Here is a 25,066-nt window from a genome sequence, read left to right as displayed (position 1 = left end):
GGATCTGCTCCCGTTGCATCTGGATGCTGATGCTAACGCGGGTCATCACTGTTCGCTCGCGGTCGGGGTGCGATGGCGCAGAATCTCGACCCCCACTCCGGCGGCGTTGGGCACGGCCCCCGGCTTGGTCAGCGTCACCTTGACCCACTGCACCCGAAAGTCAGTCAGTATGAGGTGGGCGACCTGCTCGGCCATGGTTTCCACCAGTTCCACCACCTTGCTGCTGGCGTACTCCGACACTTTCTGGGAGAGGGTGGCGTAATCGAGCGCCAGCGTGATGTCGTCGCCTGCGGCGGCGGGGCGGTTGTCAAAGCCCATCTCGAGGTCAAAACGGAGCTTCTGGCGAATGCCTTTTTCCCACTCGTATACCCCTATGGTACTCAAAACCTCGAGTCCACGAATAAACACCTTGTCCATGACAGTACTTCTTCTTTACTCTTGATGGGCTGTGAAACAGCGCAGGGATGCTGGCCTGAGATCACGCGCCATTGACGAACGGCCCGGGTTACCCGGACCGGAGAATGTGGCCCGCATCATACCCCATTCATATCGTGGTAAAAACGACCAAGATGACGGCCCTGACGATTTTGATGATTATTCTGGCCTATCTGGGCGGATCCCTGTCCAGTGCCGTGCTGGTGTCTCGCACCAGCGGCCTGCCGGATCCGCGAGACCATGGGTCGCACAATCCGGGGGCGACCAATGTGCTGCGCCTCGGGGGACGGGGAGCCGCCCTGCTGGTGCTGCTGCTCGACATGCTCAAGGGCATGGCTCCCGTCTATCTCTCCTGGTTTCTTGGTATCAAGCCCATCTATCTGGGCTTTATCGGCGTGGCCGCCTGCCTGGGTCACATGTACCCGCTCTTCTTCCACTTTCGCGGTGGCAAGGGGGTCGCCACCGCCCTTGGCACCATGCTGCCCATCGGGCTCGACATGGGGGCCATGGTGGTCGTGAGCTGGCTGCTGGTGGCCCTGCTCAGTGGTTACTCCTCACTGGCGTCCATCGTGACTGTGCTGCTGGCGCCCCTGTTTGCCTACCTGCTCAAACCCGAATATACGCTGCCGGTGTCACTGCTCTCCTGCCTTATCCTGATCCGCCACCACGAAAATATTGCCCGCCTGCTCAAGGGGGAAGAGCCCAGACTGTGGGGAAAAAGGGGACAGGATCGGGGTTGAGCCGGATGAGAAATGCACAAAAGTCTGCTTGTTGTGCAAAAAAGAGACGAACGAGACAAAAAGTAAAATTTCCCGTTGACCCCCAAGGGCAAAATCCGTTTAATAGCGGCCACGCCCAGATAGCTCAGTCGGTAGAGCAGGGGATTGAAAATCCCCGTGTCGGCGGTTCGATTCCGTCTCTGGGCACCATATTTGGTGCCATGAAGTAAAAATTTGGTTCATGCACAGCAGTTTGAGTGTGCCGGCTTAGCTCAGTAGGCAGAGCAACTGACTTGTAATCAGTAGGTCACCAGTTCGATTCCGGTAGCCGGCACCATTTATAGATTGCCCAGATAGCTCAGTCGGTAGAGCAGGGGATTGAAAATCCCCGTGTCGGCGGTTCGATTCCGTCTCTGGGCACCAAGTTAAAATGATGAGATAGCAATATCTGGTCTCAAAAGTACAATTCCTCCTTAGTTCAGTCGGTAGAACGGCGGACTGTTAATCCGTATGTCGCTGGTTCAAGTCCAGCAGGAGGAGCCAACACAAAAGCCCAGCAGCAATGCTGGGCTTTTTCTTTATGCAATTTTCCCCATTTCTCTCGCCATTCAAGCGGATGGCTGCGCTCATCGAGATGGCCAGCAGACAATATGGTTGCAAGTGGGCCACGCTGTTTCGCCCTACGGCAGAGGCTGTCGTCTGGTTGTGTTGGCGGGGCCACAAATCTGCGTGTGCGCAGGAAAAAAGGGGCTATATTGGGCTGCGCCGCCCTGCGGGGCGGCTCTCCCAGCCTTTATAGAGAGCGCATCATGAACCGTGAATTTACCGCCCAGTTTATCAAAATGCTCACCAACCTCGACCAGCTGCTGGTCAAGGCGGCGGCCCATGCCGAGATGAAGAAGTACGACGTGAATAACTTCTTCGGTGATCGGCTCATCGTCGATATGTTGCCACTGAGCAAGCAGGTACTGATCTGCTGCGAATCGGCCAAGGCCTGCGTGGCGACTGCCAGCCACAACGACAATCCGAGTTTCACGGACGAACCGGCCACCATGGCGGATCTTCGTGGTCGTATCCAGGGGACCATCGACTTCCTCAAGGGCCACCTGGATGCTGACTACAGTGCGTTCGAGAGCGGCAAGTACTTTCCTTACTGGGCCAATGGCAAGTGGATGGATGGCAAGACCTGTTTCTACGAGTACGCGCTGCCGAACTTCTATTTCCACCTGACCATGACCTATGCCCTGCTGCGCCGGGCCGGGGTCGAGCTGGGTAAAGGGGATTATCTGGGCGCGCTGGCATTCCATCAGCCGGAATAAGACAAACGGGATGCAAGACAGACGGGCCTGCCAATGTGGCAGGCCCGTTTTTATTGGTCGGTCTCCAGGCTGGGAAGCTGCGCGACTCAGCCCCTGAGTGGCAGATAGACATGTTGATAGGCCAGAGATGCGGCGGAGTAGAGCAGCAGGGCGGCCATGATGAGGTTGAAGTACCTGAACCAGCGTGGGTCTTGAATGTGGCGGCCAACGCGATCCCCCAGCAGTGAATAGCTGCCCGGTGCGCCCGCCGCCAGCAAGCCAAGCAGCAGGGACCAGGGCAGCAGGCTCCAGCCGTGGATCTGCGCTGCCGGGAACTGGATGCTGGTGATGGGCAGGGTCGCTATCATGGCCTTGGGATTGAGCAGCTGGATCACAAATCCGTTGCCCATGCCGAGCGGGCGGGCCGAGGATGCTTGCCCGTTGACCTCGCCCTTGTCGAGGGCAATCTTGATGGCGAGATAGGTGATGTAGAGGCAGCCCACCAGACTGACATAAATCAGGATATCCGCTCCGACCAACCGGGCCCCCAGCCATCCAAACAGAAGCAGTAGCAGGCACATCGCCATGCCGACCCCGATGAAGAAACCGAGAGAGGCACGGGCCCGGCCGCCCAGGCCGGCATTGAGGCCAATCAGGTTGACGGGGCCAGGGGTATACATAATGCCAATGGCATAGGCGAGGATCTCAATCATGAAACTGTCCTTGGACTCAGCGGTTCAGGTTGGCGCTGTATTGGGTCGGGGTCATGCCGTAGATGCGCTTGAAGCGGCGGTTGAGGTGGCTCAGATCGGTGAAACCGTAGCGATGCACCAGATCCTGCGCCGACTCTCCTCTCTCCAGGGCGCGGCGCGCCGCATTGATGCGGCAGTTGATCACATATTGATGGGGTGTGATGCCGAGCTGCTGGCGAAACAGACGCAGGAAATGGTACTTGGAGATATTGGCCGCCGCGCTGATGTCGGCCAGGGAGATATCCTGCTGGAAGTGGCCATGGATGAAGTCCCTCCCCTGTAACAGGAGCCTGTCGATGCGGCTCACTCTGGTATCCGGTTCGAAGCGGCCCGCCTGCTGCATCACCCGGGCGGCGAGACGATAGAGGGCAAACTCCTGCTCTATGCTGGCGGCCTGGCTGTTCACCGCCTGAGCCAGCTCGAGTATGCAGTCGCTCAGCCCGCTGTCGCGTACCAGGGGTTGCTGTAGCCGGTATTGCCCGGTGTGCTCCCCCGCCGCGTTGGCAAACAGCGGCGTGAGTTCGTGGGGAGGAATATAGAGCATGGTGTAGTCGAGGCTGGCGTTGTCTCCCGCATGGCCATCATGGACATCCCCTGGATTGAACTGGATGACGCTGCCCGCCGGACTGGAGTGGAAGCTGCCATGGCAGAAGAAGTTCTGCCGTCCGGCCAGGGTGACGCCGAAGGAGTACTCCTCGTGGGCATGACGGTCGTAGCGAAACGCTGTCATGTTGACCCGCAGCGCAGTCAGGCTCGCCAAGTGCTGGCTCTGTGCGAATATGAACTGATTATCCTGCGCCATCTCTCCCTCTCTTGACCGCGATGCCATGCCCTAATCTACCGGCAAGAGGGGGCTAGCCGCTTGGACAATCTTGCTGTTTGTGGTCGATGTGGCCCTGCTAGGGGAAGCAAATCACTGAGATGTAGTTTGTCGGGTCATGCTCAAGTTAGGTGTCAATGAGTTTAGGTAAACACTCGGGTTGAAATTTTCATATAATGACGGGGACAGCTTAATAGGAGGTGGGACAGGGTGTTGAAGTTTAACTATGGTGAGATTAATGAGTTATATAAGAGCCTTAACATTAATACCAACTCGGGGGATGTTGAGCGTCTTGCCACTCGGGAACTATATCATGCCGGAGTCAAACTGGTTATAGAACCGGGGTTCATATATTTCAAAGAGGATGGTGTGGTTTCACTGGCAATAAATAATGACCCTCGTATCATTGGTGATTTGATAGATTCCATGCCCATAGGTCTCTTGGAACATTACTGTCCTATCGTGACCTTTCATTATTATTGTATGACACCGACGACCTTACTGAAGCTGAGACAAGAAGATTTCGATAGTATTTTCTTCAATACAGTGCCAGAGAAAATGAAAGAGCTGACCACAGTATTGTCATTTATGTTGATATTTTTGCTGGATATCCATGTCGAGCGTCGCAGTGATTCTAGCTATCACACCATAAAGTCCATGCTATATAGATACCTGTATCGCCAAAGTGTTGGCGGCCATGAAAATGAAGGTATTGCCAACTTCATTTTACGCAGAACTAATTTTTCCCGTAGTTATGTTTTTCGTGTACTAGCTGACTTGAAGGATGGCGATTATATCACGGTGAAACGAGGTAGGTTAATATCAATTAATCGTAAACTGCCAAATGATTATTGATGTGCATGGTTGGTTTGATATTAATAAAGGATTTATTAAATCCCTTAAAGGGGGATAATACAAGGCTCGATACGTCGGTATCGAGCCTTGTTAGTTTAAATGTTAATCTTCTTTGTTTATTTTTGGTGGTGTCCAGGTACCATCCAGGATGGACTGTTCCCCCCAATAGGCTCTGATGTAGAGGGAGAAGTTACCCTCTGGGGCTGGTAGCCAGTTATTCAATTTTTCTTTTCCAGGGGTTTGGTGCCCCACATATATCGTCAGTGAGCCATCGTCATTGAGTTTCAGATCCTTGTTCTTGGTGCCCAGCGAGTAGCGATTGAGCTCATTGGGGCTGAACAGGTGACGGTCGTTGTACAATGTCAGTGACCAGAAGCCTTTTACTGGCGGTAGCTTTCCTTTGGCAAAGGTGATGGTGTAATTATGTTTGCCATCGAGTTGCACATCGGCGACATCATTATCGGTATAGAAGTATTGGGTCTCATCCGGCTTGTTATCAAACATATTTGATTTGGATGTACCCGTGCGGTTGTAATAATCCACTCCAAACTGGGCATTGTTTTTTGAACGGTTCCAGTTATTCCCGGCTGGAACACCGTTATGCTTCCATTTGAAGAAATCGGCAATAATAGTTTGGTTGGTTTGCTCGGCAGATTCATTCATCCACTGGCGAACCTGGGGGTTATTTTTTCCCGTTGCAATCAGGTGACGGAACTGTGCATACATGGCTTCTTCGCCAGGCAGAGGGGAAACTTTATTCAGCACGTTGTCGAGTTGATCAAAGAATTTTTCCGGCACAACCCACTTAACCTCACCAGCGTTGGGATCTGGCTTCTCGCCAATACTGGGGATCTTCGAGTAATCGAATGATTTCATTTTTCCATCAAACTGGCTGAGCGGATAGGACATGATTTGGCGGATGGGCGCCTGAATGGCAAGGCGATCTTCGGGGGTATCATCCATCTGAACGCGTGGGATCATATTGGCCATTTCTGTCGAAGAGTGGATCACGCCCTCGATGCCTTTTGGGGTCTCACCTTTCCAGTTGGGCCCAACCAGCAGATAAAAACCAGGCTTGGTGCCGTAGGGTTTGCCGACATTACCCACTTGATCGGTACGGGCATCGTAAATGGCATACACCCAGAAACGGCTGCCAAAATCAGGTACTTGAATGACAACAGGCTCTTCATCCAGGGCATAGAAGCCCAGGCCATAGGCCACATCCTGGTTAGGGCAGGTGACGAAGGTCTCTGCGGGCTGGATGTAGTCGGTGAGCATGCTGAGCTGGCTCATCGGCGCCACTGGCACTATGCCACCATTCAGGGCTGGGTAGGGGGCCTGAGTGATGGTCGCACGGCGGTTGAACTGGTTCACCATGGGGTAGCCCCAGATGTAAGCCTGCTGCGCAATGGCCTTCACATAATGCTCGGACATGATCACCCCAGCAGCGGGTTGAGCGAGTTGCTCAATACTGGTGGCGTGCGGGATGGTGAGTGGTACAGATTGGGCCAAGGCGCCGGTACTGATGGCCATGGCCGTGAGCAAGGCAAGATGCTTGAGTTTCATATTATTCTCTCTCGGTAAGAAGATGTATCCCTCAAGCCGGAGGCGGCTGAATGAAGGGGCATTGATATCGTTTATTTGCTGACTTGTACCAGATCGTCCGGGATCCAGGTCTGGTCATAGAAGCCATCACCAGTGCCATAGAGCCGCAGGGCAACGAGGAAATTACGGCCCGCAATAGTTTTAATAAAGGCGTTGTCTGCAACCCCGTCCGGCTTGGATGGTCCGAACCAGAGGTCGATAGAGCCATCTTTGTTCTTCGGAATATCATAATAGCCATTGGTGGAGGGTAATAACTGATCTGTCTCCGGCATGGTGCCGTCGGTGATGTTGTACGCTGTTACCGCCCAGAATAAGTCAGCGGGTGGGTTAGCCGGCAGGTGCAACTTATAGCTGTTGCCACCCTCAAGGAACTTGCCATCTTTGTCATGGCTCGTATAGGGATATTTTGATCCGGCGCCAGTGGTGTGCATTACCATGGCGGACGCGCTCGAATAAGCTATCTGGAAGAAGGCCGCGCGTTGGTTCTTGTCCAGGGTGCCAAATTGCATCCACTCGGCGGTGGCGCCTGCCCAGGAGTTTTCCCACTGGCGATCTTTGTAATAGAGCTGGCGCTGGTCATCACGACCCATCTGGCGGCGAGCCAGGATCATGCGGGGGGCCGTTTCCACCGCTTTTTTCAGCAGGGCTTGCTGAGCTTCCGTCGGATTGAAGGGTTTGCCCTTGACGATGCCAATGCTCAGCAAGGCACTGCGGGTCTCTGCCGGGATGGCGGTCAGGGGTTCGTATTCAACGAACTCTTTCAGTTTCATCCAGTAGTCATTGTCGACGGGATACATCATGGTCACGCGTTTGCCGCTGGCATCGGGAAACTTCATGGGCTTCACATCTTTTTCCACATCCCACAGCGGGTAAATACGTGTTGTTTCAGCATTTTTCACTGCTGGAGCGGGATCTGGCTTGCCGTCGCCCTTGGCCATTATGGTACGGAAAAACAAGAAAACGTTGTTGGTCGAGGATTTGAAGGCGTAGTAACCCTGGGGGATGGGGCCCTCATAATCTGGCGGCAACAGCAGGTAAAGGCCGCCACGAGCACGGTCAGGGCCAATGGCACCCACATCAGTGATGGTTTGCTGGAAGAAGTCGGTGAACATGCCTATGACGTTGGCGGGTGCCTTGACCACCAAAGGACCCGTTTTTTTCAAGTCGAGATAACTCATGGAGTAGATCACGTCGCCATTTGGCGTGGGGACAACGGCACGGCTGTCCATGCGTTGCTTCCAAATGGGCAGCACGTTGTAACCACTGCCAAAGGCTGCCTCCGAACCATCGCGCAGACCAATGGTGTTCATCAGCGGCAAGGTTGCGATATAAGTCTGGATTGCATCCTGATAGTACAACTCGTCGCTGAGGCTGTGCGCCTCTTGTTGGGACAACCAGTTGCCACTGTTGAGCTGTTTCATCAAGGGTGACATGGGGGCATCTGCTGCCATAGCAGCGGTGCTGGCAAGGCAAGAGATCAACACCGCACTGGCCAACAACCGGATCCTGAACCTGTTCTTTTTCATAGAAAACTCCGTGAAAATATAAGTTGCTGAAAAATATATATTTTTTAAATTATTGCCGCAGGTATTCTCGTCACTGAATAGAGTAGTAGTAATTGCCAGCAATGGTGGCAAAGGCAGAGATATCAGATAATCATGTCACTCATGCTGCACGAAATTAATCAAGGCTCTACTTGATTGATATTCACTATGATCTTACCTGACCAGATTAAATCCGAAAGTCCAGCTCGGGACTTTTGCTGATTTAATTGTTTGCGGACCTTGAGATCGAGCAGGCGGTACCACAGTAAATTTCGCTATTCAAGGAAGCGCATGATAGCCGTGCAGTATGAGCATATAAGGCTGTCAGGTGGCTGATGAACAAGCCACAAAGGGGGGATATCGAGCTTATAAGCGAAATATGCTTGCCACTGATGTTTGTGGTATGAATTCATGACCAATGACTATTGAGACTTATCAACATTATATTGGTCAGGCTATTAGTCTGAGGTGGCGTTTAAAACGATATGAATATGTGAATTCATGAGCTTTCCGGGAAAGCGTTGGCTGCCGGGCATGATTATTTCATGCTGTTTAATCGATGATGACAAACAGGGCTCAGCAGCACTTTCTGTCATGGGCGCTAAATGCCCGCCAGCTCCTCTGCCGTCATGGGGCGCAATACCCGGCAGGGGTTGCCGACCGCGACCACATTGGCCGGGATATCTTTGGTGACCACGGATCCCGCCCCTATGATGCTATTATCCCCTATGGTGACACCCGGGCAGATGACGGTGCTGCCCCCTATCCAGACGTTGTTGCCGATGCGCACCGGCTTGCCGAACTCGACGCCGGCCACCCGAGGGGCCACCGCCACCGGGTGGGCGGCGGTGTAGATCTGCACCCCGGGCGCCAGCAGCACGTTGTCACCGATGTGCACCTCGCACACGTCGAGGATGGTGCAGTTGACGTTGGCGTAGAAGTTCTCGCCCACGAAGATGTTGGCGCCATAGTCACAGAAGAACGGCGGGTTGATGGCGCACAGCTCGCCCCGGCTGCCGAGCAGTTCGCTCAGCAGGGCGTCCCGCTCCGGCTGCTCCTGCCAGCTGGTGTTGAAGCTGTGATAGAGGCTGCGGCAGCGCTCGCGGGCCGCCTTCAGCTCGGAGTTACCCGCATCATAGGGCTCCCCCGCCACCATCTTCTGCCATTCGTGACCGCGCACCGCGGTCTTCGTCATCACCTCGCTCATCGCCTACTCCATCAGCCAGATCAGGGATTCATAAGAACGCAGCTCGCAGGATTGCGGGCGGGCCGGGCTGTCTGGGTAGTTGCCGAGCAGCAGGCGACCCTTGTCCGCTTGCATCCCCGCAGGCAATACAAAATCGACCGCTTCGCCGTAGAAGTTGCTCACTATCAACAAGGTCTGTCCTTGCCATTGCCGGCGATAGGCCCAGATCTGAGCGTGCCCCGCCAGCAGCTCCTGATAATCCCCTTGCGTGAAGATGGGATGTGCCTTGCGAAGTCGTACCAGATCCCGGTAGTGCCAGAACACGGAGTCAGCATCGGCCAGCGCCGCCTCGGCATTGATCTCGGGGTAGTTGGCGGCGGGCTTGAGCCAGGGTGTGCCTTTGGTAAAACCGGCGTTGGGGGCGGCATTCCACTGCATGGGGGTACGGGAGTTGTCCCGCGACTTGGCGCCCAGAATGGCGAGGATCTCGGCATCCTCCATCCCTTCGGCACGCTTGATGGCGAAGATATTGTGGCTCTCCACATCCTGATAGTCATGGATGCTGCCATAGCCGGGGTTGGTCATGCCGATCTCCTCCCCCTGATAGATGTAGGGTGTGCCTTGCAGGCCGTGCAAGGTGCTGGCCAGCATCTTGGCGGCCACCACCCGGTGTTCGCCCTCATCCCCGAAGCGGGAGACGATGCGCGGCTGGTCGTGGTTGCACCAGAACAGCGCCGACCACCCCTTGCCGTGCATGCCGCTCTGCCAGTGGTTGAAGATGCGTTTGAGTTCGATGAAATCGAACGGCGCCTTGGCCCATTTGTCGCCATTGGGGTAATCCACCTTGAGGTGGTGGAAGTTGAACACCATGGAGAGCTCGGAGCCATCCAGTGCGCCGTAGCGCTGGCAGTGCGCAAGCGACGTGGAGGACATCTCCCCCACCGTCATGGCGCCAACGGGAGCGAAGACGTCGCGGCTCACATCTTGCAGGAACTCGTGGATGCGCGGCCCGTCGGTGTAGAAGCGGCGGCCATCGCCACTGTCGTCGTTCGGGAAGGATTGATCCTTGGAGATGAGGTTGATGACGTCGAGGCGGAAACCGTCTATCCCCTTGTCAGCCCAGAAGTGGATGATCTTTTTGACCTCGGCCCGCACCGCCGGGTTCTCCCAGTTGAGATCCGCCTGCTCGCGGGCAAACAGGTGCAGATAGTACTGGTTTGTGGCGGGGTCCAGCTCCCAGGCGCTGCCGCCAAACTTGGATTGCCAGTTGTTGGGCAGGCCGCCAGCTACCGGATCGCGCCAGATGTAGTAGTCGCGGTAGGGGCTGTTTTTATCCCCCAGCGCGGATTTGAACCAGGCGTGCTCGGTGGAGGTGTGGTTGACCACAATGTCCATCACGATGCGGATGTCGCGCGCGTGGGCCGCGGCCAGCAGCGCCTCGAAATCGTTCATGGTGCCGTAGGCGGGATCGATGTTCAGGTAGTCGGCAATGTCGTAGCCGTTGTCCACCTGAGGGGACACATAGACCGGAGTCAGCCAGAGGGCATCGACACCCAGGGTCTTGAGGTAATCGAGGCGGGCCATGATCCCCTTGAGATCGCCGGTGCCACGGGCGCCGGAATCTTGAAAGCTCTTGGGGTAGATCTGGTAAATCACGGCACTCTGCCACCAGGGAGTCTGTTTCATGGTCGGGTCGCTCATCTTGTTGAAACGGATGGTTGAATAGTAAAGAGGCATGAAAAGGGCGGAGCCTGGGCTCCGCCGCGGTACTTGTCGATCAGGTGGCGCTCAGTTCCAGCTTGCCAGCCGCCTGCTGGCGTTTGTAGACCAGCATGGTCAGCGCCAGGGGCACCACGATGGCCACCAGCATGGCGAGGGAGTAGATGCCCCAGAACTCTGGCTTGATGGTGAGGATACCTGGCAGGCCACCCACCCCGATGCCGTTTGACATGACATGGGCGAAACCACAGATGAGGGCCGCACAGCTCGAGCCCACCATGGCGCACAGCATGGGGAACTTGTACTTGAGGTTGACGCCGTACATGGCCGGTTCGGTCACTCCCAGATAAGCCGAGATGGCGGCAGGTACCGAGATCTCCCGCTCATTCTCCTTGCGGCTGATCAGTATGATACCGAGCACGGCGGACGCCTGGGCGATGTTGGACAGGGCGATCAGCGGCCAGATCGGGGTACCACCTATGTCCTTCATCAACTGCAGATCCACGGCATTGGTGGTGTGGTGGATGCCGGTGATGACCAGAGGCGCATAGAAGAAACCGAAAATGGCGGAGCCAATGGGGGCGAAATCGCCGGTCATGGCGGCTCTGGCGGCATAACCCACGCCTTCACCTATCCAGCGGCCAAAGGGGCCTATCAGGGTGTGAGCCAGGATGACGGTCACGATGAGGGCCACAAATGGCACTATGACCATGTAGAGATAGGCCGGGATGATGCGTCTGAGATTGGTTTCGAGCCAGGCCAGCACCACACCCGCGAGGATGGAGGGAATAACCTGGGCCTGGTAACCCACCTTCTGGATGGTAAAGATCCCGAAGTCCCACACATCGGGGGTCGCGCCGCCGATGCCATAGGCATTCATCAACTGCGGCGACACCAGGGTGATCCCCAGCACTATGCCGAGGATCTCGGATCCCCCCATCTTCTTCACGGTGGACCAGCAGACGCCGACCGGCAGGAAGTGGAAGATGGCCTCACCGATCAGCCAGAGGAAGGAGTGAACCCCGGCCCAGAACTGGCTGATTTCGACCAGGGTATGGGTACCATCATCGAACATCTTGATGTCGCCGATGACGTTGCGAAAACCCAGGAGCAGGCCACCGGTGATGATGGCGGGCAGCAGAGGGACGAAAATCTCCGCCATATGGGAGATGGCTCGCTCCAGGGGATTCATGTTATGACGCGCCGCCTGCTTGGCGGCTTCTTTGCTGCCGCCACTGACCCCGATCTCCTCGGTGAGCGCCTTGTACCACTGGTCCACCTCATTGCCGATGACCACCTGGAACTGGCCGCCCTGAGTGAAACTTCCCTTCACTGCCGGTATGGTCTCTATGGCCTTGGGGTCGGCCTTGGCCGGATCGGCCAGCACGAACCTGAGCCGGGTCAGGCAGTGACTGACGGTGGTGATGTTCTCTTTGCCGCCGATCCGTTCGATCAACTGCGCCAGATGTTGTGTGTTGACTTTTGACATGAGCCTTCCCTCTGTGACTCCATGAATAATGGTCGTTTTTTTGCTGGCTAGCCAATGACCGCCCGCTTATTGGTATCGTTCCCAACCAGCATGAAGCCAGTGGCCATTATCGGCAATGGGAACGTTCCCAATTCGTGGGGGTGGTCACAAAAAGCGCAAAACGCCGAGGTGCAGGAGGAAAGATAGACTACAGGGGCTGACAGGGGGCTATGGTGGCTCTGGGGGCCTGGCCCTCTTCAATCTGACCGAGCAACTGTCTGGCGGCCAGAATACCGGCGTCCTTGTAGCCAAAATCCAGGCTGAGGGCGTTGGCAAACAGGAAGGTGAGCATGGGATTGCTGCCCAGGCCACTGACCAGAATATCGGTGCGCCCCTGCTCTTGCAGGTATTTGGCAGCACCTATGGCCAGGGTGTCGCTGGCGCAGACCAGGGCCTGGGTCGTCGGGGTGAGCAGCTCGGCCGCCAGCCGGTAACCGCTCTGCAAGCTGAGATCGCCGAGGGCGGCATGGGGAGTGCGGCCATGCTCCTTGCAGTCATCGAGATAAGCCTGATGGCGGCGCAGGCCCGTGGTGAGATCCTTGCGATCAACCCCCAGATAGGCCACCTCATCAATGCCGCGCTCCCTGAGGTGCGCCAGCACGGCGCGCACCGCCCCCTCGTCATCGTAACAAACGGAGGAGAACCCGGGGCGCTCCCGGGCCATCAGCACCAGCTTGTCGGTCAGCGGCGCCATGGCGGCATAGTCGAGGTCATTGAAGGCGAACAGGATAATGCCATCCACCCCCCGCCTCGACAGCACGGCCAGATGCTCGCTCACCTTGGCCGGAGAGAACTTGCTCTCCATCAGCACTGCGTCGTAGCCGCAGCCATAGAAGGTCTCCAGCATGCCGCGTACCGCCTGATTCTCCGAGCTGGAATCGAGCCGTGATACCACTATGCCTATCACACGCTGACTCTGACTGCGCATGGCGCGGGCCGACTTGCTTGGCACAAAACCGTGTTGGGCGATCACCGCCTCCACCCTGGCCCGGGTCTCGGGATTGACCTTGGGATCCTGATTGAGCACCCGGGAGACGGTCGACTTGCCGACCCCGCTGAGGCTGGCTATATCGAGGATGGTCAGTTTTTTTTCCATGTGGGATCCGTGGCAGGAGAGCAGGGCAGACGACAATGTGCAGACATTGTTGTGATTAAGGCCTGTGAATACAAGTCCATAGCGCTAGAATGGGTCCTCCGCCCGCGAGGGCGCCCTCTGTTGCACAGGACGAGCACCATGGATTTGACCACCAGTCTCAATTTCTCACTCTCCATCACCGGCCCCATTTGCGTGGTGCTGATCCTCGGTATCGTCCTCAAGCGCCTCGGCCTCTTGCCGGACAGCTTCACCGAAGCCGCCGCCAAGCTGGTCTTTCAGGTCACCCTGCCGGCGCTGCTGTTTTTGAGCATAGTGCGCACCGATCTGGATGCCATGCCGAGCCCCTGGCTCATCGCCTATGGTCTGGCGGGTACCCTGATAGGTTTTCTGGTGCTGGAGCTGTTGGCGGCGCGCTTCATCGGCGATCGGCGGCTACGGGGCATCTTCGTGCAGGGCAGTTTTCGCGGCAACATGGGCATCATAGGGCTGGCCTATGTGCAAAACGCCTATGGCCAGGCAGGGCTGGGGGGCGCCGCCTTCTTCGTCGGCGCCGTGACGGTGCTCTACAACATACTCGCCGTCATCACCCTCACCCGTAGTCTGGGTGGCGACCCCGGTCTCAAGCCTATTATCAAGGGCATCATCAAGAACCCGCTGATCCTTGCCATTCTTGCCGCACTGCCCTTTACCATCTTCGGGGTACAGATGCCGCAACTGGTGCTGACCACGGGCAGCTACTTTGCCAACCTGACCCTGCCCCTGGCCCTGCTCTGTACCGGGGCCTCCTTGAGCCTCAAGGCGTTGCGCGGCGGGGCCGCACTGACTGGTTATGCCACCCTGGCGCGTCTGTGTGCCATCCCCTTTCTGCTCACTCTGGGTGGCTGGTTCATTGGTTTCACCCCGCTTGAGCTCGGTATTCTCTTCCTGGTCAGCTCGACCCCGACGGCGGCCGCCAGCTATGTGATGACCCGCGCCATGGGCGGCGACAGCGTGCTCGCTGCGAACATCATCGCCACCACCACCCTCGGTTCACTGGTGAGCACCAGCCTGGGGGCTGCCCTGATGAACTATCTGGGATTGATGGGGTAATGAAGGGCTGTTGACTGAAGAAAATCGGGGCTTGACCTTACCGCTGACGGCAGCATTAGGCTGGGATCACATCAACAGAGGAGACACAGTATGACCATCGAACTCACCGTATCCGGCATGTCCTGCGGTGGCTGCGCCGCCAGTCTGCAAAAAGCCCTGCTGGCCGCGCCCGCCGTCACTCAGGCCCGGGTCGATTTTGACGGCAGCAAGGCTGTCATCGAGGGTGAGCTGAGCAAGGCCGAGTTGATCGCGCTGATCGAAGCCAAGGGATTCAGTGCGGAGTGACTTATCCCTATATGGGTAAAAATTAGACCAATATTCTGTTTATCTGTTTTTATTGGTGAGAGTGATCACTTCAATTTGGGTTAAAAAGAATAAAAATGCTGCAATCACTTACCCAGAAGGATTGCAGCATGACCCTCCCTATCCGCAAGACCCTGCTCGCCGCCGTCGTTGGCCTGACCCTCTCCCCCCTGGCCATGGCCCTGCCCAGCGTGCACATACTGGCGACCGGCGGCACCATCGCCGGTGCGGGGCAGTCTGCCACCCAATCCAACTATGAGGCAGGCAAGGTGGCCATCGAGACCCTGATCGCCGCCGTGCCCGAGATGAAGAACGTGGCCGAGGTGCAGGGGGAGCAGGTGGTCAAGATAGGCTCCCAGGACATGAACGATGAGGTGTGGCTCACCCTGGCCAAGCGGGTCAACGAGCTGCTGGCCAAGGATGAGGTGGATGGCATCGTCATCACCCACGGCACCGACACCATGGAAGAGACCGCCTACTTCCTGAACCTCACCGTCAAGAGTGACAAGCCGGTGGTGCTGGTCGGCGCTATGCGTCCCTCCACCGCCATGAGTGCCGATGGCCCGCTGAATCTGTATAACGCCGTGGTCACCGCCTCCGACCCCAGCTCCAAGGGCCGTGGCGTCATGGTCGCCATGAACGATACCGTGCTGGACGCCCGGGACGTCACCAAGACCAACACCACAGGGGTGCAGACCTTTGCCGCCCCGAACTTCGGTCCGCTCGGTTACATCCACAACGGCAAAATAGACTACCAGCGCAGCCCGACCCGCCTGCACACCAGCAAGACGCCGTTCGACGTGAGCAAGCTCGACAAGCTGCCGCAGGTGGGCATCGTCTACAACTATGCCAACGCCACCGATCTGCCCGCCAAGGCCATGGTGGATGCCAAGTTCGACGGCATCGTCAGCGCTGGTGTGGGCAACGGCAACCTCTATCACAGCCTGTTCGACACCCTGGCCAAGGCGAGTAAGGACGGCATCCGCGTGGTGCGCTCTGCCCGCGTGCCGACCGGCGCCACCACCCTGGATGCCGAGATCGACGACGCCAAGTACGGCTTCGTGGCTGCCGGCACCCTGAACCCGCAGAAGGCACGCATCCTCTTGATGCTCTCCCTGACCCAGAGCAAGGATCCGGCCCAGATCCAGCGCTGGTTCCAGCAGTTCTGATCCCGGGGTTCAACCCGCGAACTTCACCCCATGAACAAAGGGCAGGATCCGATCCTGCCCTTTGTTATGGCGGCAGCCTCACATAGCGCGCTCCCTCAGCTCACCATCAGCCAGCCGCAGAAACCCAGGTACACCACACCCACGCAGGCCAGCCTGCCCGCCGTCATCCGCTCCCGGCTGAAGCCCCACCATAGCAGTGCCACCGCCAGCAGGGTCACTAGCGAGGAGGCCAGCATGGTGCTGTCGAGCAACCAGGGGGTGAACAGCAGACAGAACGCCTTGGGAATGGTGCCCTGGATCATCATGGCGCCGGAGATATTGGCCAGTGCCAGCCGGTATTTTCCCTGACGCACCCAGATCAGCACGTTCATCAGCTCCGGCATCTCGGTCGCCACCGGGCTCAGCAGCAGGGCCGCCAGCACGGGGGAGAGGCCAAGCAGCTCGCCCATGCTCTCCAGTTGATGAACGAACAGCTGGGCCGCCAGCGCCACCACCACCAGGGCTCCCAGGGTCTGCAGCAGCACCTTGCGAAGGGCCGGGATCTCGGCCTTGGGATCCAGCTTGAGGGGCTTTGGCAACGGGGTCTCGTGGCTGTCGCTCTGTTTCAGCTCGCGCCGCACATAGACCAGATACACCAGCACGAACAGCGGGGCCAGCCAGGTTTTGCCGGTGAAGGCCACCATGCCGAGGGCCACCGCCACCAGGAAGATAGCGACAAACCAGGTCTGATCCCGACCAGTCTCTCGCTGCACCTCGCCATCGATGGCCCTGTGTTCGGGGCCCATGCACAGCAGCAGGGTCAGGCCGACGGCGGCATAGCCTATGGTGGAGAGCACCAGGGGGCCACCGAGGGCGGCCCCTATTCCTATCTGCTGCTGAGCGGGGGCATCCCCCATCAGCAGGGCGGTCAGGGTGACGATGCATTCGGGCAAGGCAGTGCCGAGGGCCGCCAGCAGGGAGCCGGTGGCGCTTTGGGAGAACTTGAGGTGATGGCCGGTCCATTCGATGCCGTTGACGAAATATTCGCAGGCCAGGTAGATGGTGACGGCAGAGAGCAGAAATAACAGCAGGGTGATCAGCATATTGGGCAGCCGCCAGGCGAGCAGAACAACCGATGGACCCGATACGGCTCGCCCGGCTGGCTTGCGTATCGAGGCCAAAGGTCTTGCAGAGCGATAGATGCTATCGCCGCCCATGCCATGGATCTGATGATCCAAGAATGTTGACATGAGCCCTGCCCGGATCTCGGGCGGGTTGCTACTCCCCAATGACAATGCGGGATTTTTACCAAGAGATGGGTTGCCCCACAAGGAAAATGGCGGCTCGTCCCCCCGGCAACTTGTAAGGGGATGTAACCTGGCCACAGACTCATCCCATCAGTTCTGCCCGCCAGGATCCAGATCCCGCCCACAGGATCCTCGCCTTGGCACAGGGATTGCTATGAGTTGACTACTGTCCACATTGACTTGGGAAGGGTGAACGATGAAACGGTGGATCCAACATTTTTACCAGCTGAACCGCCTCAATTGGCTCATGGTCTGGTTGCTGCTGTGCTGCAGCATCATTTTGCTGTTCCCGACCGGGCTGATGAAGGGGGCCGTGAGTGCCTGGGCCGAACTGCACGCCGCCTGGCTAGGGGTCGGCATGCTGATCGCCATCTCTTACTTCTGTAGCCAGGGCATGTTGATCCTGTGGGAGTGGGCCTGTGGCGAATGGTTGTCCCGCAAGCAGAAAGATCAGCTCTCCCGGATGATTACCTTCCTCGATTTCAACGAGAAGGCGGTGCTGCGCGAGTTCGTGCTGCAGCGTAAAAGCGTCATAAACCTGCCGATCACCGAACCCGCCGTCAAAAATCTGATTGATGCCGGTGTGCTCACCTATGCCTATGGCAAACCGGTGCGGGAGAAGGATGACGAAAACCAGATCCGGGCACTGATGATAGCCCTGCCGGCTCGCCCCTTGCTCACCTACAAAGTGTTGGGCCTCTCCCGTGGCAAGATGAGTGACGAACAGGTGGAGCAGATCATGAACGCCAGACCCAAGTTCGCCCAAAAAAGCCTGCAGCGCTGAATTCTGCACGCTCACCCACAAAAAAGGCGCCAGATTGGCGCCTTTTTCCATTCTGCTATCGACGACTCTCTATTGGGTACGCGCCTTGAGGTAGCCTGCGTAGTCCGGGATCTGCACGCTGAATGCCTGATCCATGTGAGGGCTGTCCATGATGAAGTCGGCGGTTGCCTCATTGGTTGCCATCGGTATGTTCCAGACGGCGGCCAGACGCAGCAGCGCCTTCACATCCGGATCATGGGGCACGGCGTTGAGGGGATCCCAGAAGAAGATGAGTACATCTATCTTGCCTTCGGCAATCAGGGCGCCGAGCTGCTGATCGCCGCCCATGGGGCCGGAAAAGAGGCAGGTGATGGGTAACTGCGCCGACTTGCTGAGCAGGGAGCCGGTGGTTCCCGTGGCATAGAGGTGATGCAGCTTGAGCGCCTCCTTGCGACGGCCAACCCAGTTGAGCAGCGCCGTCTTCATATTGTCATGAGCCACCAGGGCCACCCGTTTGTGGGGAGCCATTTCCCGTGCAATCTGTTCCATCTTGGTATCCGAGGGTGAAAAGTTGAGATGCCTATCCTAATCGAAAGCGCGTCCCCCTGCCTATCGGCGCGCCATAACTGTGATCCGGGTGAAACTTGGGTGTTGGGCACGATAAAAACCCGCCGAAGCGGGTCTGGGTATAGTCAGTTGGGGGTGAAGAGCGCCGAGGGTCAGGAGCCTTGATGAAGCTGGGATTGCTGATAATTTTCGAGACCGATGCGACCGATAAGATCGATCTGAGTCTCCAGCCAGTCCACATGCTCCTCTTCATCTTCGAGGATCTCCTGGAACAGATCCCGGCTGACATAGTCATGCTTGGATTCGGCATAGCCGATGGCAACCTTCAGATCCGGGATGGCATCCATCTCCAGAGAGAGATCACAGCGCAGCATCTCTTCGACCGTCTCACCGATGCGCAGCTTGCCCAGCTCCTGCAAGTTGGGCAGTCCCTCCAGAAACAGGATGCGCTTGACCAGTTCGTCCGCGTGTTTCATCTCGTCAATGGATTCGTGATACTCCTTGTGCCCCAGAGCCTTGAGGCCCCAGTCATCATAGATGCGGGCATGCAGGAAATATTGATTGATGGCGACCAGCTCGTTGGCCAGCACCTTGTTCAAATGCGCGATAATCTTGGCATCACCTTTCATCGTCAATCCTCCTTGCTGGATCCATCAAGCTTAGACCAGGAAGGTGACAACAACAGGGCGAGCGGGCAGATGCCCGCTTATGGAAGGGGGAGGTGAGATCGAGAAGGTCAGGCTACCTGATAGTAGCTGGGCGCCTGGTCGAATTCGGTCTTGATGATCGCCTTGGCCATGGGCAGGCACTTGCCACACTGGCTGGCCAGTCCCAGCTCTTTCCTGAGTTGACGAAGATCCTTACCTGCCTGTACCGCCTGACGTATCTGGGTATCGGTAATGCCACGGCACAAACAAACGTACATATTTACACCTCACCTTGGGATAGGCTGAAATCTAAATGAGAATGGTTTGTAGTGCAAATAACAATTGGGAATAAGCCGAGCCACTTGCCAGCCCCCAGCCCCTTGAGGACAATGTCCCATCACCACGGAGGTTCCATGCTCAAGACCCTGTTCAAGTCACTGTTTGGTGGCGCAGCTCCCGTCGCACCTGAGGTCACCCCCACTGAATATGCCGGCTATCTCATCTACCCAGAGCCTATGGCCGAGGGGGGGCAATATCGGCTGGCGGGGCGCATTACCAAGGAGATTGATGGCGAATTGTGCAGCCACAGATTCATTCGCTCAGACCTGTTCGTCAATCCGGCTGATGCCGAACGATTCATGGTGCAAAAAGCCCAGACCTTCATCAATCAGACGGGGGATCAGATGTTCGAGCCCAGATCCGGTCAGGGCGCATGACCGCATTACGTCAGGCGCTGAGCAGGGTGGGGGAGCGGCGTCTGGTCTGGCTGGAAGGCTCTGAGGCCGAGACCCAGGCTGCCGCCCAGGCATGGTTGTCCGGCGATATTTTCTGGCTCGGCGAAGGGCCATCGCAATATGCCCCTCTGCCGGCGGTCAAGGCGCTGCAACGGCTCGGTCAGGAGTGCGATACCCTGGTGTTCAATAGTTTCAGCGGCTTTCACCCCGATGCGTTCGGCGCCCTGGCGGGCACCCTTCGCGCAGGGGGCTTGCTGATCCTGCTCACCCCGCCACGGGCTGAGTGGCCCGCTTTCGCGGATCCAGACAGGCTACGTCTGGTCTCAACGCCGGACGAGTTGCCGCGAGCGGGTCAGGGTTTTATTGCCCGGCTGGCACGGCTGCTGCCTGAGGATCCCGCCTTGGATCTCGCACTGCCGAGCGGATCTTCCCCTTGGCAACCCATCCGGGCCGATCGCCCCATGACGGCGGGGCAGGCCAATGCCATCCAAGCCGTTCGCCAGGTGCTGCATGGCCACCGGCGACGGCCCTTGGTGATCAGTGCCGATCGCGGGCGAGGCAAGAGTGCGGCGCTGGGATTGGCCGCCGCTGCCTTGCTGCGTGAGCAGCCCGGGCTGCGCATCGCCGTGACGGCGCCCGCCAAGGCCACGGTCGCCAGCCTGCTCGAACATGCGGGATCTGCTGGCCAGACTCTGGACGGAATCGACTTTTACTCTCCCCAGCAGTTAATACAAGAAGAGATAAGCTGCGATCTGTTGCTGGTCGACGAGGCCGCTGCGATCCCGACCCCGTTGCTTGAGGCCATGTTGGCGCGTCACAGTCGCATCGTCTTTGCCACCACAGAGCATGGCTATGAAGGGACGGGACGTGGCTTCCACCTGCGCTTCAAGGCCCATCTCGACGGCCATGCCCCAGGCTGGCGTGAGCTGCACCTTGACGAGCCGGTGCGCTGGCGCGCCGGTTGCCCGCTGGAGGCCCTGGTGTTTCGCCTGCTGGGGCTGGCTGCCGAGGTGAGCGCACCACTGCCCGCGCTTGCCCCGGTGCGGTGCCAGATAACCCAGCAGGCATTGGCCAGCGACGAGGCTCTGCTCAATCAGGTCTTCGGGCTGCTGGTGCTGGCTCACTACCAGACGACCCCCAGCGATCTGCGTATCCTGCTGGAGAGCCCGGATCTCGACATTCATCTGTTGGAGCAAGAGAGCGGTCTGCTTGGGGTGGCACTGGTGGCGCGGGAGGGCCATATCCCGGCCGAGCTGGCCGAGGAGATCTGGGCGGGGCGGCGGCGCCCCCGTGGTCATCTGTTGCCACAATCCTTGCTGGCGCACGCTGGCCTGCGGGAGGCAGGAGATCGCAGCTATGGCCGGGTGCTGCGCATCGCCGTGCATCCCGAGCTGCACAGACGCGGGCTGGGCAGTTTGCTGCTTGGCCAGTTGGTGAGCCATTACCGGGAGTCCGGGTTCGATTACCTCGGCGCCGCCTTCTCTGCCACGGCCGATCTGCTGCCCTTCTGGCGCCGGGCGGGCCTGCAGGCATTGCGCATCGGTCTGCAAAGAGATGCCGCCAGTGGCAGCCATGCCGCCCTGTTGCTGCGTGCCTTGCGCCCCGAGCGGGAGGCCGAGCTTGCCCGCTGGCACGAGCGCTTTTGCCGCCAACTGCCAACCCTGCTGGCCGGTGAGCTGCGGGAGTTGGATCCCGAACTGGTTTGGCAGTGCGTAGCCCCCGTTGAGGGGAAGGAAGGTGAAAAAGGGGAACCGACGGACAGATGGCCAGGGTGGGAGGCGTTTGATGGGGATGAGCTGACGTGCTTTGCCCATCATCACAAGCCGTTCGAGCTGTGCCAGCCCAGTCTGCAGCGCTGGCTGGCGGCCCACCTGAACCGCCTGCATGGATTGCAGTCCGCAGAGCGAGCCCTGCTCATCGCCAGCATCTGGCAATACGCCCCCTGGGAGGGGCTGGCCCGTCGCCAGAGGCTCAGTGGCAAGCCAGCACTCATCAAGGCATTGCGTGGCTTGCTGGCGCGGCTGTTGTAGTGCAAAGCCCGGGATACAAATCCTGCCTCCAGATAGAAACAAGGCGCCCTGAGGCGCCTTGTTTCTATCAAGGGTGGCTCAGCGTGAGCTGGCCGCCTCGATCACCGGCACCCGGTTCACCGCCTTGCCCAGATAGGCGAAGGCGATGGTCACTATGATGCAGGTAAAGCTCAACCACATGTAGGGCAGGTAATCGAGGGTCGCCACCCCGAGCACCCCGGCCATGAAGATGCCGTTGTCGCTCCAGGGCACCATGCCGCAGGTGAGGGTGCCGCCGAACTCGGCGTTGCGGGAGAGGTTCTTGCGTTCAAGTCCCAGCCTGTCGTAGTTCTTGGCCATGATCTTGGGGGTCAGGATCAGCGACACATACATGGCCGAACCGAACACGTTGGCCAGGAAGGCGGTGCCCAGGGTATGAGTGGTCAGGTTGCCGACGCTGTTGATGCGCTTCTCGAAGGCGCTGGCGATCACCTCAAGCAGTCCCACCTTCTCCAGCAGACCGCCGAAGCCCAGTCCGAAGATGATGACCGCCACCGAACCCAGCATGGACTCCATGCCGCCGCGGCCGAGGATGTTGTCGATGAAGTCGACCCCGGAGACGATGGCGAACGGACTGTAGGCGGAGTGCATCGCCTTGACCGGATCCATGTCCTGGAAGGCGATGGCCCAGACAAGTCCGAGCAGAGCGCCGAAGCTGATCACCGGGAAGGCGGGCTTGCGGTTCGCCAGCAGGCCCAGCACCAGGATCACCGGCACCACGGCCAGCGGGGTGATGTTGAACTGCTTGTCGAGGGCCTCCATCACCAGGTTGACCTGCTCCAGGCTGACATTGCCCGAATACTGCATGCCGACCACGGTGAACAGGGCTGCCGTGATGACATAGGAGAAGAGGCTGATGGGCAGCATGCCCTTGATGTGCTCCACCACGTCGACATTGGACATGGTCGAGGCCAGCACCACGGAGTCGGAGAGGGGGGAGAGCTTGTCGCCAAAGTAGACGCCGGAGAGCACGGCGCCGGCCACCAACGGGGCGGGTACCCCCAGACTGTGGCCTATGCCCATCATGGCGATACCCGCGGTGGCGGCAGAGCCCCAGGAGGTGCCGGTAGCCAGCGAGGTGAGTGAACAGATGAGCAGGGTCGCCAGCAGGAAGATGGAGGGGTGTATCACCTTGAGGCCGAAGTAGATGATGCTGGGCACTATGCCGCCGGCGATCCAGGTACCGACCAAGGCACCGACGGAGACCAGTATCAAAATGGCCCCCATCCCCTTGGCGACGCCGTCGACGGCGGCCTGCTCCAGGGACTTGTAATCATGGCCGAGCTTGATGCCGAGGCCCATGATGACGAACCAGGCGATGAACAGGGCCAGCTGGATCGGCAGATCGAGCAGGCTGGTAAACGAGAATGCCAGTGCCAGAAAGATGGCCAGACAGGCCAGCACCTGAAACATGCTTGGCAGACGGGGATGTTGTTGGTTTTGCATAGATACTTCCTAAACTCTTGCTCGCCAAGGTGGGGACCTCTCATCCTGTGAACCTGTCATGTCCCGAGGCACCCACCCAAAATGAGGCGGCAATCTACCACAGAGTCTCCCCTGAAAATTCAAACTTACCGGGCAATTTTGAACATTTGATTGATAAACTTACACAAAATTTGATTTTGTAACGGTTTTTTAGGAGGAGGCAGCCCACTGGACTCCTGGGATCCGCGTGAAGAGGAAGATAGTCATTGCACTGGAACTGGCACCAAATGATAATCATTTCTATTAATGATCTATGGAGATGGCAATGGGCTGGATATACAGGGTCGCCCTTTTCCTGGTGCTGGTGTTAGTGGGGATCTGGGGCCATGACAAGCAATACGGGCTCTGGAGCCTGGGGTTTGTACTGGCCGCCTGGGTCATGGTTGAGCCCAGACTCAGGCCTGTACTCATATTGTTGCCCGTCGCGGGCATGACCGGAGTGGCGGCCTTGCTGTGGCAACATCCCTGGCTCTAGCGGCCAGTCAGTCACGGCTGGCCGAGCTCTGCACTCGCACCAGCGCATGGGCAAGGGAGAGCCTGACCTCCTGCTCCATGGCGTCCCGTTTTTCCTGGCTGAGAAAATAGATCATATCCACGTCATGGCGTATGTAGTGGGCGGGGAGTTGATTGAGGGTGAGGCAGCAGAGGTCGGCGAGCTCATCGTCACTCAGGCGCCTGGCCAAGTCTTGCTGGACGATGGCCTTGCTGACCAGCTGCTCATAGAAATTGTGGATCTCGGTGCTGAGTTTCATGGACCCGTCTCCTTGGTGTTGACAGGGCAAGGATAGCTAGCCGGGGTCAAATACAAAAGGCCCATGACTGTCGTCATGGGCCTTTTGTCGAATAGATGGTGCGAAGAGAGGGACTCGAACCCTCACATCCGTGGGACACTAACACCTGAAGCTAGCGCGTCTACCAATTCCGCCACCTTCGCACACTGTTTTTCCCAACCTGTTTTACATGGAGTTGGCCATGCACTGTCTGTTTTTACATGTCAGAATCATGGTGCGAAGAGAGGGACTCGAACCCTCACACCCGAAGGGCACTAACACCTGAAGCTAGCGCGTCTACCAATTCCGCCACCTTCGCACATTGTGTTACCAGTTTTGATTTACATGCTGTCTGGAGAAGCATGGTGCGAAGAGAGGGACTCGAACCCTCACATCCGTGGGACACTAACACCTGAAGCTAGCGCGTCTACCAATTCCGCCACCTTCGCACATTGGGTCATCAATCTTGTTTTACATGCCACTGATGAAGCATGTTGCAGTATGGTGCGAAGAGAGGGACTCGAACCCTCACATCCGTGGGACACTAACACCTGAAGCTAGCGCGTCTACCAATTCCGCCACCTTCGCATCACTGCGGACGGGGATTTTATAGAGTTTTGAAGGGGC

The 25,066-nt window shown here is 58.0% G+C and carries 24 protein-coding genes, 8 tRNA genes, 1 pseudogene and 1 riboswitch; of the genes and pseudogenes, 14 read left to right on the top strand and 19 right to left on the bottom strand.

Annotated elements, in window-relative coordinates; all coding sequences use genetic code 11:
- Nucleotides 1-45: 45 nt before the first annotated feature.
- Entirely contained in the window at nucleotides 46-417 is a 372-nt protein-coding gene (gene folB / locus M2366_RS12280; protein ID WP_042041768.1) for a dihydroneopterin aldolase, read from the bottom strand.
- Nucleotides 418-569: 152 nt separating this feature from the next.
- Between folB and plsY the strand changes: the two are divergent.
- From plsY to M2366_RS12250, 6 genes and pseudogenes are all read left to right on the top strand, one after another.
- Nucleotides 570-1,241: pseudogene (gene plsY, locus M2366_RS12275) on the top strand (glycerol-3-phosphate 1-O-acyltransferase PlsY).
- Nucleotides 1,242-1,288: 47 nt separating this feature from the next.
- Nucleotides 1,289-1,364, top strand: a tRNA-Phe gene (locus M2366_RS12270).
- A gap of 51 nt (nucleotides 1,365-1,415) precedes the next feature.
- Nucleotides 1,416-1,491 (top strand) — tRNA-Thr (locus M2366_RS12265).
- Nucleotides 1,492-1,501: 10 nt separating this feature from the next.
- Nucleotides 1,502-1,577: transfer RNA gene (locus M2366_RS12260), tRNA-Phe, on the top strand.
- Nucleotides 1,578-1,621: 44 nt separating this feature from the next.
- A tRNA-Asn gene (locus tag M2366_RS12255) sits at nucleotides 1,622-1,697 on the top strand.
- A gap of 266 nt (nucleotides 1,698-1,963) precedes the next feature.
- The gene (locus tag M2366_RS12250; RefSeq protein ID WP_042041757.1) at nucleotides 1,964-2,473 is read left to right on the top strand and encodes a DUF1993 family protein; all 510 of its coding nucleotides are present in this window, start codon (nucleotides 1,964-1,966) and stop codon (nucleotides 2,471-2,473) included.
- Between the two features lie 86 nt (nucleotides 2,474-2,559).
- On the opposite strand, the gene M2366_RS12245 is transcribed toward M2366_RS12250, so the two are convergent.
- Both M2366_RS12245 and M2366_RS12240 read right to left on the bottom strand, forming a co-directional pair.
- A complete protein-coding gene (locus tag M2366_RS12245) occupies nucleotides 2,560-3,165 on the bottom strand; it encodes a LysE family translocator (protein ID WP_259269854.1) in 606 nt (201 codons plus the stop codon).
- A 16-nt stretch (nucleotides 3,166-3,181) separates the two neighbouring features.
- Nucleotides 3,182-4,006 carry an AraC family transcriptional regulator gene (locus M2366_RS12240; RefSeq protein WP_224431951.1) on the bottom strand — a complete coding sequence of 275 codons (825 nt, stop codon included), beginning with the start codon at nucleotides 4,004-4,006 and terminating at the stop codon, nucleotides 3,182-3,184.
- Between the two features lie 228 nt (nucleotides 4,007-4,234).
- On the opposite strand from M2366_RS12240, the gene M2366_RS12235 reads away from it, so the two are divergent.
- Nucleotides 4,235-4,879, top strand: coding sequence for a helix-turn-helix domain-containing protein (locus M2366_RS12235; protein WP_259269853.1), 645 nt, complete (start codon nucleotides 4,235-4,237; stop codon nucleotides 4,877-4,879).
- 102 nt (nucleotides 4,880-4,981) lie between these two features.
- On the opposite strand, the gene M2366_RS12230 is transcribed toward M2366_RS12235, so the two are convergent.
- The 6 genes from M2366_RS12230 to treR all read right to left on the bottom strand — a co-directional run bounded on the left by M2366_RS12230 (nucleotide 4,982) and on the right by treR (nucleotide 13,557).
- Nucleotides 4,982-6,445 (bottom strand): DUF1254 domain-containing protein, encoded by a 1,464-nt coding sequence (locus M2366_RS12230; RefSeq protein WP_224431953.1) that lies wholly within the window; start codon nucleotides 6,443-6,445, stop codon nucleotides 4,982-4,984.
- 71 nt (nucleotides 6,446-6,516) lie between these two features.
- The gene (locus tag M2366_RS12225; RefSeq protein ID WP_259236864.1) at nucleotides 6,517-8,010 is read right to left on the bottom strand and encodes a DUF1254 domain-containing protein; all 1,494 of its coding nucleotides are present in this window, start codon (nucleotides 8,008-8,010) and stop codon (nucleotides 6,517-6,519) included.
- A gap of 619 nt (nucleotides 8,011-8,629) precedes the next feature.
- Nucleotides 8,630-9,235, bottom strand: coding sequence for a sugar O-acetyltransferase (locus tag M2366_RS12220; RefSeq protein WP_259269852.1), 606 nt, complete (start codon nucleotides 9,233-9,235; stop codon nucleotides 8,630-8,632).
- 3 nt (nucleotides 9,236-9,238) lie between these two features.
- Nucleotides 9,239-10,900, bottom strand: a complete 1,662-nt coding sequence (gene treC / locus M2366_RS12215; RefSeq protein WP_259269851.1) for an alpha,alpha-phosphotrehalase — start codon at nucleotides 10,898-10,900, stop codon at nucleotides 9,239-9,241.
- Between the two features lie 91 nt (nucleotides 10,901-10,991).
- The gene (treB, locus tag M2366_RS12210; protein ID WP_042041746.1) at nucleotides 10,992-12,422 is read right to left on the bottom strand and encodes a PTS trehalose transporter subunit IIBC; all 1,431 of its coding nucleotides are present in this window, start codon (nucleotides 12,420-12,422) and stop codon (nucleotides 10,992-10,994) included.
- 187 nt (nucleotides 12,423-12,609) lie between these two features.
- Nucleotides 12,610-13,557 carry a trehalose operon repressor TreR gene (gene treR / locus M2366_RS12205; RefSeq protein WP_042041745.1) on the bottom strand — a complete coding sequence of 316 codons (948 nt, stop codon included), beginning with the start codon at nucleotides 13,555-13,557 and terminating at the stop codon, nucleotides 12,610-12,612.
- A gap of 138 nt (nucleotides 13,558-13,695) precedes the next feature.
- Between treR and M2366_RS12200 the strand changes: the two genes are divergently transcribed.
- From M2366_RS12200 to ansB, 3 genes are all read left to right on the top strand, one after another.
- Entirely contained in the window at nucleotides 13,696-14,646 is a 951-nt protein-coding gene (locus M2366_RS12200; RefSeq protein ID WP_259269850.1) for an AEC family transporter, read from the top strand.
- 90 nt (nucleotides 14,647-14,736) lie between these two features.
- Nucleotides 14,737-14,931: a heavy-metal-associated domain-containing protein gene (locus M2366_RS12195; protein ID WP_224431959.1), complete on the top strand. Its 195-nt coding sequence runs from the start codon at nucleotides 14,737-14,739 to the stop codon at nucleotides 14,929-14,931.
- 128 nt (nucleotides 14,932-15,059) lie between these two features.
- Entirely contained in the window at nucleotides 15,060-16,118 is a 1,059-nt protein-coding gene (gene ansB, locus M2366_RS12190; RefSeq protein ID WP_259236867.1) for an L-asparaginase 2, read from the top strand.
- 95 nt (nucleotides 16,119-16,213) lie between these two features.
- Here ansB and M2366_RS12185 read toward each other — a convergent pair whose 3' ends face one another.
- Complete coding sequence (locus M2366_RS12185; protein ID WP_259269849.1) at nucleotides 16,214-17,200, bottom strand: sodium:calcium antiporter; 987 nt, start codon at nucleotides 17,198-17,200, stop codon at nucleotides 16,214-16,216.
- An 89-nt stretch (nucleotides 17,201-17,289) separates the two neighbouring features.
- Nucleotides 17,290-17,396: riboswitch (yybP-ykoY riboswitch) on the bottom strand.
- Between the two features lie 204 nt (nucleotides 17,397-17,600).
- Here M2366_RS12185 and M2366_RS12180 point away from each other — a divergent pair.
- Entirely contained in the window at nucleotides 17,601-18,188 is a 588-nt protein-coding gene (locus M2366_RS12180) for a superinfection exclusion B family protein (RefSeq protein ID WP_259269848.1), read from the top strand.
- A gap of 69 nt (nucleotides 18,189-18,257) precedes the next feature.
- Here the strand turns inward: M2366_RS12180 and M2366_RS12175 are convergent, their stop codons facing one another.
- The 3 genes from M2366_RS12175 to M2366_RS12165 all read right to left on the bottom strand — a co-directional run bounded on the left by M2366_RS12175 (nucleotide 18,258) and on the right by M2366_RS12165 (nucleotide 19,659).
- A complete protein-coding gene (locus tag M2366_RS12175) occupies nucleotides 18,258-18,716 on the bottom strand; it encodes a methylglyoxal synthase (RefSeq protein WP_042041739.1) in 459 nt (152 codons plus the stop codon).
- A 170-nt stretch (nucleotides 18,717-18,886) separates the two neighbouring features.
- Complete coding sequence (gene bfr / locus M2366_RS12170) at nucleotides 18,887-19,363, bottom strand: bacterioferritin (protein ID WP_042041738.1); 477 nt, start codon at nucleotides 19,361-19,363, stop codon at nucleotides 18,887-18,889.
- Between the two features lie 107 nt (nucleotides 19,364-19,470).
- A complete protein-coding gene (locus tag M2366_RS12165) occupies nucleotides 19,471-19,659 on the bottom strand; it encodes a bacterioferritin-associated ferredoxin (RefSeq protein ID WP_259269847.1) in 189 nt (62 codons plus the stop codon).
- A 135-nt stretch (nucleotides 19,660-19,794) separates the two neighbouring features.
- Between M2366_RS12165 and M2366_RS12160 the strand changes: the two genes are divergently transcribed.
- Nucleotides 19,795-20,097 (top strand): HlyU family transcriptional regulator, encoded by a 303-nt coding sequence (locus tag M2366_RS12160; protein WP_224431962.1) that lies wholly within the window; start codon nucleotides 19,795-19,797, stop codon nucleotides 20,095-20,097.
- Nucleotides 20,079-22,145 (top strand): tRNA(Met) cytidine acetyltransferase TmcA, encoded by a 2,067-nt coding sequence (locus M2366_RS12155; protein ID WP_396021388.1) that lies wholly within the window; start codon nucleotides 20,079-20,081, stop codon nucleotides 22,143-22,145. The genes M2366_RS12160 and M2366_RS12155 overlap by 19 nt, the downstream gene beginning before the upstream one ends.
- Nucleotides 22,146-22,223: 78 nt before the next feature.
- On the opposite strand, the gene nhaC is transcribed toward M2366_RS12155, so the two are convergent.
- The gene (gene nhaC, locus M2366_RS12150; protein ID WP_259269846.1) at nucleotides 22,224-23,630 is read right to left on the bottom strand and encodes a Na+/H+ antiporter NhaC; all 1,407 of its coding nucleotides are present in this window, start codon (nucleotides 23,628-23,630) and stop codon (nucleotides 22,224-22,226) included.
- Between the two features lie 304 nt (nucleotides 23,631-23,934).
- Here nhaC and M2366_RS12145 point away from each other — a divergent pair, with 304 nt between their 5' ends.
- On the top strand, nucleotides 23,935-24,144 hold the full coding sequence (locus M2366_RS12145; RefSeq protein ID WP_259236871.1) for a hypothetical protein: 210 nt from the start codon (nucleotides 23,935-23,937) through the stop codon (nucleotides 24,142-24,144).
- Nucleotides 24,145-24,151: 7 nt separating this feature from the next.
- On the opposite strand, the gene M2366_RS12140 is transcribed toward M2366_RS12145, so the two are convergent.
- The 5 genes from M2366_RS12140 to M2366_RS12120 form a co-directional block, all read right to left on the bottom strand.
- Nucleotides 24,152-24,421 (bottom strand): late competence development ComFB family protein, encoded by a 270-nt coding sequence (locus M2366_RS12140; RefSeq protein ID WP_042041732.1) that lies wholly within the window; start codon nucleotides 24,419-24,421, stop codon nucleotides 24,152-24,154.
- 96 nt (nucleotides 24,422-24,517) lie between these two features.
- Nucleotides 24,518-24,603 (bottom strand) — tRNA-Leu (locus tag M2366_RS12135).
- A 69-nt stretch (nucleotides 24,604-24,672) separates the two neighbouring features.
- Nucleotides 24,673-24,758 (bottom strand) — tRNA-Leu (locus M2366_RS12130).
- 44 nt (nucleotides 24,759-24,802) lie between these two features.
- A tRNA-Leu gene (locus M2366_RS12125) sits at nucleotides 24,803-24,888 on the bottom strand.
- Nucleotides 24,889-24,941: 53 nt separating this feature from the next.
- Nucleotides 24,942-25,027 (bottom strand) — tRNA-Leu (locus tag M2366_RS12120).
- Nucleotides 25,028-25,066 lie beyond the last annotated feature (39 nt).

The organism is Aeromonas sp. BIGb0405, assembly GCF_024807335.1.
In the GTDB taxonomy this organism is placed as follows: domain Bacteria; phylum Pseudomonadota; class Gammaproteobacteria; order Enterobacterales; family Aeromonadaceae; genus Aeromonas; species Aeromonas rivuli.
This window is presented reverse-complemented; position numbering and strand designations above follow the sequence as displayed.